This window comes from Nonomuraea sp. NPDC049684, assembly GCF_044465345.1.
Classification (GTDB): domain Bacteria; phylum Actinomycetota; class Actinomycetes; order Streptosporangiales; family Streptosporangiaceae; genus Nonomuraea.
Genome location: NZ_JBITLO010000033.1, coordinates 1 through 9,185, shown reverse-complemented (window position 1 = coordinate 9,185; position 9,185 = coordinate 1). Strand labels below are relative to the sequence as shown.

6 protein-coding genes are annotated in these 9,185 nt (G+C 63.6%); 3 read left to right on the top strand and 3 right to left on the bottom strand.

What is annotated here, in order from left to right:
- Nucleotides 1–723: 723 nt before the first annotated feature.
- The gene (locus tag ACIBST_RS48875; RefSeq protein ID WP_397180293.1) at nt 724–1,230 is read right to left on the bottom strand and encodes a hypothetical protein; all 507 of its coding nucleotides are present in this window, start codon (nt 1,228–1,230) and stop codon (nt 724–726) included.
- 746 nt (nt 1,231–1,976) lie between these two features.
- Nucleotides 1,977–2,384 carry a hypothetical protein gene (locus ACIBST_RS48870; protein ID WP_397180292.1) on the bottom strand — a complete coding sequence of 136 codons (408 nt, stop codon included), beginning with the start codon at nt 2,382–2,384 and terminating at the stop codon, nt 1,977–1,979.
- A 175-nt stretch (nt 2,385–2,559) separates the two neighbouring features.
- On the opposite strand from ACIBST_RS48870, the gene ACIBST_RS48865 reads away from it, so the two are divergent.
- Together ACIBST_RS48865 and ACIBST_RS48860 are read left to right on the top strand one after the other, a co-directional pair.
- Entirely contained in the window at nt 2,560–3,732 is a 1,173-nt protein-coding gene (locus ACIBST_RS48865; RefSeq protein ID WP_397180291.1) for a WD40 repeat domain-containing protein, read from the top strand.
- Between the two features lie 609 nt (nt 3,733–4,341).
- Nucleotides 4,342–5,310: an ankyrin repeat domain-containing protein gene (locus ACIBST_RS48860; protein WP_397180290.1), complete on the top strand. Its 969-nt coding sequence runs from the start codon at nt 4,342–4,344 to the stop codon at nt 5,308–5,310.
- A 209-nt stretch (nt 5,311–5,519) separates the two neighbouring features.
- Here ACIBST_RS48860 and ACIBST_RS48855 read toward each other — a convergent pair whose 3' ends face one another.
- Entirely contained in the window at nt 5,520–5,714 is a 195-nt protein-coding gene (locus ACIBST_RS48855; protein WP_397180289.1) for a hypothetical protein, read from the bottom strand.
- Nucleotides 5,715–7,762: 2,048 nt separating this feature from the next.
- On the opposite strand from ACIBST_RS48855, the gene ACIBST_RS48850 reads away from it, so the two are divergent.
- On the top strand, nt 7,763–8,359 hold the full coding sequence (locus ACIBST_RS48850; RefSeq protein ID WP_397180288.1) for a hypothetical protein: 597 nt from the start codon (nt 7,763–7,765) through the stop codon (nt 8,357–8,359).
- Nucleotides 8,360–9,185: the final 826 nt, after the last annotated feature.

Here is a 9,185-nt window from a genome sequence, read left to right as displayed (position 1 = left end):
GCACGATCCACGGGGGCTGCTCGCCCTTCCTCACACCGTGATCAACTCGAAGGCGATCACCAGTATTCCTAGATCATTTTGTTAGGAGTTCTAAGCCCCAACTTCTGATCCGTAGCCAGTTCGGGACCGTCCACCAGCGTCTACCGGTTCTAGAAATGCCTGCTCACCGACGCTCTCGTTGTGATCGCTGCAACGAGCGTCCATCGGTATCCAGGGACGTTGTGAGCAACGTTGTTAACAGGACCGGCCACCATCGGCGTCATCGTGATGAGGGTTCCCCAGTAGAGCGTGCAGGCGACGAACCTCGTTCCAGCAAACGCAGGACATCGGACCGTGCGTGCGCGATGAACGCCGCATTCTCATGCCAGCGATCGTCGGGGACCTGCAATGTAGGGCTTCGGGAACTGCACCAAGGTGGCCGCCACCATCTCACCGCTATCCCACGCCGGCCAACGCTCATCTCGTCAAATGTGTGATCTATCGCTCGCCATGAGCAGGAGACGTCACTGGAGTTGAGCATATCGGGGACCGAAACAATGCGAGGTCCAGCGACACGATCGTAAGTACGCTTTGACGTTCGTCTCACGGATTTGTGTGTTCGCAGCCCAATGCTGGCAGGGTTCGGACCCGCGCTGCCGTCCTCTTCTGCCGATGAGCGTGCGCCATATAGGCCGCGGCGAGGACGTCGGAAGGGCGGAGCGAGGCAAACGCACAGTCCTGGGATCAGTAGCCGGGTTCGCCTCCGGAGGCCAGCCGGGCCGCTGCCTCGGCGGGAGTGTCGTCGTAGCCCGGCCGGGCCACGAGCACCGATTGGAAGAAGTGCCCCTGCGCCTCATCTGGGTCATCATCGGCTGCGAACGGTCGCCACAACGCGAGGTATGACGCTCGCGCGGTGAACCCATCATCGTCTTCGTTCGGCATGAGGTCGATGTGGCTTCGGAGCCGCTCCACGACCTCCAGCGCGGGCAGGCCAAAGATGTCGACGTCGCGGTAGCGCACCACGTCGCGCTCGTGCGGACGCCACACCTCGATCGCATTGACCCGGTCCCGCGTCGGCCCCGCCCCGAAATGCACGCTGAACCCAAGCCCGCTCGTCAGGTGCACGGCCAGCTCGCCGTAGGCGGTCGGCTCCAGCGGACCCAACGTTTCGAGCGCCGCTCGTGCCTCGTCTGGCGTCATCCCGAGTCGCAGCGGACCGATCCCGTGCGGCGGGTCGAGCACTAACTCCATCGGCTGATCATTGCAGGCTCCCATCCTGGAGAGAAACCCAACAGTTTCAACCAGCGGTCCGTTGTCACGGCGCACGCTTCTGCACCTGTTCGAGCGGGCGCATGGCGGTGCTTGACCAGAGCGAACGAGATCGGGTCATGGCGGGATCGGGTAGGTGCGCCTTCGCTGTCAGGCGCTCGACTCAGATCGAGATTCTGAGGAGAATCAGTGGCCAAGCGCGTCAACGTCGCCGATCCGGACGAGTAATAGTTCGAGTGCGAAAACTGCGAGGGCACGGGGACCGTAAATGTCCCGGACGGACTCGATGAGTCCACCAGCGTCAGGGCCGAGTGTCCTGGCTGTGAGGCCTGGGCTTCTACGAGGGCGACACCGACGATGTCGACGCCTGAGGCCAGGTGCTTTGGCGGGTGTTGTAGGAGCACGGAAAGGCGTAGCGCCGCGCTACTCCGGTGCGCTCAGGCGATGGGCGAGTAGCGGGAGCCACGCGTTGGCAAGGTACCGAGCCGGTCCTGACAAACACAAAGGTCCGTCCCTGGCTGCGGGCCTTCCTGCTGTGCGCGACGGACAGGAGTTGAACCCGTTACCTTCTGATCCGTAGGGAACGACAGATCGCACGTCAGGGGCTGCTCGGCCTGCTCACGCGGCGGATGGACGCTGGTCGGGGTGATCGCGTAAGACAGCGTTCCTGTACGTGCTGCTGTACAGCCCGCGCATCCAGGAGCCGAGGGCCTGTCCGAAGAGCCTCGTCAGTCGTCGAAGCCGGCGATCCATTCATTGATGAACTTCGACGCCTCCTCGGCTGTGACGACATCGCTCCTGGGGGCCGATGCGAGGCTGTCGACAAGCAATTCTGGCGATACAGGTTGCCCAGTGACGACTACGTAGCACGACAGGCCCTCACTCATCTGACGTGACATCGAGGAGACGAACGCATCGCGGCGGTACCTGTTGCAGAGCAACAGCAGGTTCTGCTGTTCCAGCTCTGTTCTCAGCTGTCGCAAGGCGTCTTCGAAGTCGATCGATGATCGAACCCTGATCGGCGAAGCGCTTGCGCGAGTCAGCCGGAGCTCGTACGTCTCGCCATCGGTCTGCGTTGTCACCTGGCATGGCAGAAGGGATTCGTCCGCCAAGCTGACCAATTCGAGGTCGCGCATGTTCACCTCGGCACGTAGTGGGGGTTCGGAAATCCAGAAGTCGTCAGCGCTTCCGTACTTGCCCGGCTTCCAAGCTATTCGTGCTCTTCCGGGACAAGGATCCCAGTCGCTACAGTGACGCCTGCCGTGATCGCGATCACGATCCCGGGGGCAGAACGCCTGGAAGGACAAGGAGATGGCGCTACATGCAGTAAGGACGGGTGCCGGAACGCTGGTGGTCGCGCTGGGTCTCCTGGTGGCAGGCACGTGCTGGTATACGCCCGCGGTGATGGCGACGCCGGCCGCTCTCACTGGCCATCCTGCCTGGCCCGCCATCCCCGCCGGGGTTCCCCCCTTCGGAAGTGAGCTGCGCGGACCGTTGAAGGGCCACACACGCGGCATCAGCGCGCTCGCGATCGGCGAGCGCAGTGACGGCACCCGGGTCATTGTCTCTGCCGGCTTCGACAAGACGTTGCGGGTGTGGAGCCTCGACACGGGCAAGCCGCTCGGCAAGCCCATCACCGGCCACACCCGGCCGGCCTACGACGTGGCGATCGGGAAGCGCAGCGATGGCACCCCTGTCATCGTCTCCGGCGGTGAGGACGGCACCGTACGGATGTGGAACCTCGACACCGGCATGCCCTTGGGCAAACCACTCAGAACCGGGCACGCGCTCGTCCACGCGGTCGCCATAGGGAAGCGCAGTGACGGCACGCCGGTCATCATCTCCAACGGCGAGGGGCGCAAAATGGCCGCGCTCCACATGTGGAACCTGAACACCGGCAAGCTCATCGGCAAGCCATGGTGGGGTCACTATTCCGGCGTCATGGACATCGAGGTCACCAAGCGCGCCGATGGAAAGCCCGTCTTTGTGACCGGCAGCACCGACTCAAGGATGCGAATCTGGAATCTCGACACGCGTAAGCCCATCGGCAAGCCTCTCAACACCTGCGTCACCTGCATGGTGTACGGGATGGCGATCGCGGAGCGCAGCGATGGACAGCGTGTCGTGATCTCGGCAGAGGTCCCGAACTTTCCTTTGGACGAGGGAAGCCCGCCAGCGGCGCTGCGGATTTGGAGCCTGGAGTCGGGCCGGCCTCTTGGGGAGCCCCTGACGCATGAAGGAAACGCCCACCACCCCTTCGTCGTGACAATCAAGGACGGTGACGGCACCCCTGTCATCGTCTCAGGTGGCGACGACCGTAACGTGGTGGTGCGCGACCTCGACACCGGCCTACCGCTTGGCGGCCCCTTCACCGGCCACACCGACAACATCAGCGCTCTGGCTGTGGGCACACGTGAGGACGGCACCCCCGTAGTCGTCTCCGGCAGCTTCGACAGCACGATCCGGCTGTGGAGTCTCGCCTGAGCAACCCATCGCTGACGCCTACTTCTTGGGAAGATCCATTTCTGAGTGCGTGCTTGAGATGGGCGAGCAGCCTCAGTCACAGACTGGCTGACGTCGAACGGGTCCCCCGCGGGAGATGCGACGGGTCACGCCGGCGATGGCAGCCCAGTGGACGAGCGGGCGTCCCGCGCATCCGTGTGCACGACCCCCGACACAGCCCAAACGTGATGTCGACGAGGTTGCTGTACGCAGCCACTGGACGGATACGAAAAAGGCCCTCCGGGATGATCCCGGAGGGCCTTTTCCTGCTGTGCGGCCGGAGGTACTCGAAACCCCAACCTTCTGATCCGTAGTGAGAACATGATCGTCCACAGGTGTCCGCGAGCCTCCGCCAACCCAGCTTGCGCACCACCATGGTGGCCTGGTGATCCATGTGCATCCACGAGTGTCCACGGCCGTTGTTAGCATCCGCGTTAGCAAGATCACAGGACCTGGAATCGCGTGGCGTGCCCGAGGCTGGAGCAACGTGAGCTGCCGCACATGCGATAGCGCGCTAGATTCCAACCGAAATGTCGGCCCCGCAGGCCATGATCGGCAACGCATGTGTCCCCGCGTTGTTCAAGGAGTGTCATGACTGCCACCGATGACGGCGGATGGTGGATTGTCGGCTATGGCGAAGACGGATGGGCAGACCTCGAGCTGATCCGCGACCGGCTCGCCGCAGGTGCTGATCCCAACTCCGGCGTGAATGTCTTCGATAAGCCGCTGCATGTCGCGGCTGATCGGGGATCGCCCGAAGTGGTCGCCGAGTGGGCTGCGCGCGTTGACGATGTCGATGCCGAACATCGAGGCCGTACCGCGCTCTGGATGGCCGTCTTCGAAGGGCGCGAGGACAACGCCCGAGCCCTCGTCGCCGCTGGAGCAGACCCGTGGCGCCCCATGATGGACGGCTGGTCTCCCGGCCGTCTCAGCCTGGCCGAACCCACCCCCGGCCTCTTCCAGATCCCCTCACCGGAGATTGGTCTCTCTGAGGCCGAGGCCGCCGCCGCAGCGGAAGCCAAACGGCTGATCCCCGCGCTGGGAGACTTCTATTACGACGGCCTGAGCTTGGCCGGCGTGGCCGGCATCAGCGCAGCCGAAGCCACAGCCCGCCTTGAAGCCACACCGGCCGACGCGGTGAGCAACGACGCCCTGTACGAGGCTGGGTACAACGTCCCGGACGCCGAGCGGATCGTCGGCATCACCGACGTGCCCGGCGGTTGCGTCATCACCCAGCCCTGGGGATACACCGCCGATACTCCCGGCCTGGTCAAGCGTGTTTCGTCGGGCATGGTCTGCTACAGCCTGTACTTCAACCCCAAGGGCGGCATCAGCGGATACATCGCCCGAGGGGGCACGGTCGTGGCTTGGGAGGCGCACACCGCCTACATGACTCCCACTGACGCCCCTGCTGAGGAGATCCTCGCCGCCTACCTCTATCGCAACCATCCGCCAGCGTTTTGCTGCGCTGGTGCAGACCTGCGCCTGGCCGACGCCCGGCCGATCACTGGCCCACCGGGCGCCTGGCTACGACTGCCCGAGCGGGACTGGTGGAACTGATCGAGCGGTAAAGGAGCGCCCGGCGCCACGATCCGGAGCCGAGCCGGTATCTCGGTTGCGCGATGAGGAGATTTCCAGCCTCTGACCCCTTCGATGAGAAGCCACTTAGCAACGGCTTCGGCCAGGCTTCATGTAGGCCCCACCTGGGACAGCAGGCCACCGGGGTCCGTCAAGGTCCGGTACGTCCGCCTCAATCGTCACTCACCTTGTCACTCAGCTCTCGTTGCAGCTCGCCCGTCTTCTGCGGCCTTGTTTCGGCCCGCGTACGGACCCAGCACCATGGAGACGGCGCCGACCACCAGGGGGGCTTCACTGCCGTGCCCAGTGATGATCAAAATCGTGACCAGGGCGGCGACGACCGCAGCTATCACCAGCGGCCCCGCGCCAAGCTGTACCCTCTGCATTGGGTTCTCCTTGCCAGGACGACTCAACGCCCGCCACAGCAACCGCCAAGTTCTCTGTGGCGGGCGACAACATCGCGACGATGGTACAGCTCGCAAGCTTCCCCTGAAGCATTGGGAGCGATTATGAGAAATGCCAGGAGAAGCGACGACATTCGGTAAATAGCCTGCAGTATTGCCTGTTGAGAGCGCTAGCGGCCCGTTGTGAGACATCCATTGAATAGGCGCCCAGGTCAGAGGCCGTCGCTATTGGAATGAGACACCAATCGGTATTTTCAAGCCGGCTTAAGTCAAGAGCAAGATAACGATTTGGACTCGCGACACCCAGGACTCTGACCTGCTCCTCGCCAGCGGAGCCGCCAGCCCAGCACCGCCACCCCTAAGCCTCCTGGCGCTAACTCGAGAGTCGGCACTGCTCGCACGATGCCATCAGGGCGGCATGGCGGGAGCCGTCCACGGCTTGGCCGCGATCCCGGCCCGTTGGACAGAACCCTTGCATGTTCCGCTCCCTGGGAGCGGCGGCCGTGTCCTGCGCTTGACGGACCGGCTCCATCTCGCTCATACGCTGCCGGAATGATGCTGACGGATGACGATCTCGCGGCTAACAACCGCTTCGCCGCAGTGGCCGAGGAGAAGTCGCCCACCGTGCCCACCGGGGAGCAAACGTGGCCGCCGTGGTTGAGTGCTGCTAATTCTTGAGCTCTTCGCGCTCCTCGGGTGTGGTCACGAAACTGCCCATCCCCTGCTCTGTCCGGATCAAGCCGTCCGCCCGCAGAGCGCGCATGACGTTCTGGCCAGTGGCGTTGGCGATGCCGAACTCCTCGACGAGCGCAATGAAGGACGGAGTACGCTAACCCGCCTTGTACTCGCCCGTGCGAATACGATCGGCGATGATCGCATGGACCTGCCGCCATCTCGGCTGATTCGCCTTCAGCTCCACCAACCATGAACCATAGGAAGCTGTTGCGTGCAGTAGCGATGGACAGCGTGCTATAGCGCTATGGCTTCCCAGCTTAAGATGCGCCCGTGGTTCCTCGGGGGACGCCCGGAGTCGCCCTTAATCGGTGCATAAGTCCGCATGTGGCGATGCCGCAGCGTGACCATGTGCGCCTGGATTGGACTCTCTCCGGTCTCCGCGTCCACAGGGCACGATCGCTCGCCTGGACCTGCGACTGCCGCGCTACGGTGTACGACCTGTGCGCTGGCGGCGGTCAAGCCTTCATCCGTCGCACCGTCCAGCTCGACGACGCTCACCAGGTCCACGAGACCCGCCCGTCGTCGATGACGGAAGCCTGGAACCTATGGACGGACCTGCTTTCAGGAGCCGCCCGATAGACGGGGCGTGGCGGCAGAGCTTTCGAGTCCTGGTCGGGAAGCGCCCCTTTGCAGGCTCACGGGAAGAGGTGAAGGCTTGCACGCCGGGCTTGCCCTTGCGTGCCCGCCGCTAGTACCTGTTGCGAGGCTGCATTCATGAACTTTTCCAGAGCGCTGAGCGCTTGGTCACGGCGCGCGTTTAGCTCCGCCTGATCTATCGAGGGATAGATTCTCCACGCGGCATCTAACGCCTGGGTAGCAAGGTGATTCAGCGCCGAGTCTGCTGTGAGGAGCTGGAGTCTGAACAGCGCAGACTTGGCACTCGCTCGCCGCACGAACGAGGCATCGCGTGCCGCCACATCGGCCGGCCCGTCAGGATCCTCCCTGTGCCGATGCCACCGATCGTTTTGACTATAACGATACGACGTTAGGGCATCGGCGAACGCGCCGTAGATAGCTAGTCGTTCCTGCCACAAGCGCTCCTCCCACGCATGCCGCCTAGCCTGCCGGGCGGTACGTAGCTGGAAAGCATGGGTGGCCGAGGCACCCAACAGGGTGCCAGCGATCGCGATCAGGCTTACCAGAGCGTTTCCCATCTCACCAGTGGAGCACGAGTGAGGCTCCACCAGCCGCCCCTCTTCAGGAGTTGAGTGACTACCGGAAAACCCAATGATCAGCACACGATCGGCGCAATCATCAGACTGATCAGTGAGGTCCCCCAGAAGGGAAGAGCGCGGATGAGTGAACAAGCCGTCGCCTACGTGCGAGGACTGCGTCTGGCTGATCCGGACGTCGAAAGAGTGCTTGTCCTGCTGGCCGAGCGGACGACGGTTGAATGCTGGGGCGAAGAGCCGTCAGTGATGGGGGTGGAGCTCGACGACAGTGTCGATATTCCGCAGCTGGCGGCCGCGGCCGGCATGGATGCGCAGCAGTTTCGAAGCCTGCTACGCCAGCTGAAGACCATGGTGCCCATGGACGTCATCGAACACGACGGCGGCGTATGGGAGATCGTCTACGGGCCCTCCTACACCAACCGCGGCACCAACGCCGTGAAGAGCTCCACGTCCGCCCCGATCGGGGGTATCCAACCGTTCACCATGCCAGGCTGGGATCGCTACAGCACCTGGGGCTACGAGGACGGCCTCGGCCACTTCTACGCCCAGCTCTATCGCAACAGCGACAACCCCGATGCGGCACCACGAATCTGGATTACCCCGCCGCAATACGTGGTGACGACCGTCGACGACCTCGCGGAAGCCATCGCCACAGCCATCGCGCCCTACGAGGCGGTCCCACCACCCGCAGAAGTGATCAAAATATGGCTGAAGCATTAGCCGGTACGCACTGACCGCCCGCATGATCCGCGGGGCCGCTGATTCCAGGCTCGTTCACATTCCCGGTCGGTCGCACAGTTGAGCGGCGCTGGGGAGCAGTCCGGATAGGGAGCTGATCTCGAAGCAACACCGGGACTGTCACCATCAATGGCTCAGGGCCGAACAACCCGTTAGGCCAAGGCGCTCGCCCTGATCACCTCGTACGCCGTCGACGCACCGCGGAGCGGCAGCGGGCCGGGGACGGAGTGTCAAGCTCGGCTTCGCGTGTACGTTCGCCTGTCGCCGTTCCTCGATCAGGCGTTGTCCCGCGGCCAGAGCTGGGCTTGATACGGAGGAGCCGGTCTGCTGGGCTTGGCACGGCGTCTCTCACGGAACAGTGATCGCTAACCCGCAACCACGAGACAGCGAACCCCACCTCCGCCCACCGACAGGCGGGGTTCCCGCATGTCCGGGCTACTTTAGAAGCTGCCGAGCCATCCCCCATCCGCTGGATCTGGTTCGTGCCCTCGTAGATCTGGGTGATCTTCGACTAGCGTGACCAACTGCAGGAACACTTCGACCATACGGCTGGGCAGCGGCTACTCCTTCGAGTTTCCCGCATCACTTCTCGCTGGTTCCTGTGCCACCACGGAACCGCGACGGAACAAGGGCAGAGAGTAGACGCAGTCTGCGCAGCTCCTTGGTGAGCGTCTGCTGGCCAACGGGAGACACGTCAAGCGGTTGCCTAGGCAGGCTAGGCCGTGTCTCAAAGGATCGTGAGCCAGTCGTTGATGGCGGCGATGTGGACGGTGGCTTCGTAGCGGACGGCGAGTTTGTCGTACCGGGT

Bases quoted from the DNA above. Each gene is read 5' to 3' on its own strand.
- ACIBST_RS48850 (WP_397180288.1), top strand. From the start codon at position 7,763: ATGAGTGAACAAGCCGTCGCCTACGTGCGAGGACTGCGTCTGGCTGAT.
- ACIBST_RS48870 (WP_397180292.1), bottom strand. From the start codon at position 2,384: ATGCGCGACCTCGAATTGGTCAGCTTGGCGGACGAATCCCTTCTGCCA.
- ACIBST_RS48865 (WP_397180291.1), top strand. From the start codon at position 2,560: ATGGCGCTACATGCAGTAAGGACGGGTGCCGGAACGCTGGTGGTCGCG.
- ACIBST_RS48855 (WP_397180289.1), bottom strand. From the start codon at position 5,714: ATGCAGAGGGTACAGCTTGGCGCGGGGCCGCTGGTGATAGCTGCGGTC.
- ACIBST_RS48860 (WP_397180290.1), top strand. From the start codon at position 4,342: ATGACTGCCACCGATGACGGCGGATGGTGGATTGTCGGCTATGGCGAA.
- ACIBST_RS48875 (WP_397180293.1), bottom strand. From the start codon at position 1,230: ATGGAGTTAGTGCTCGACCCGCCGCACGGGATCGGTCCGCTGCGACTC.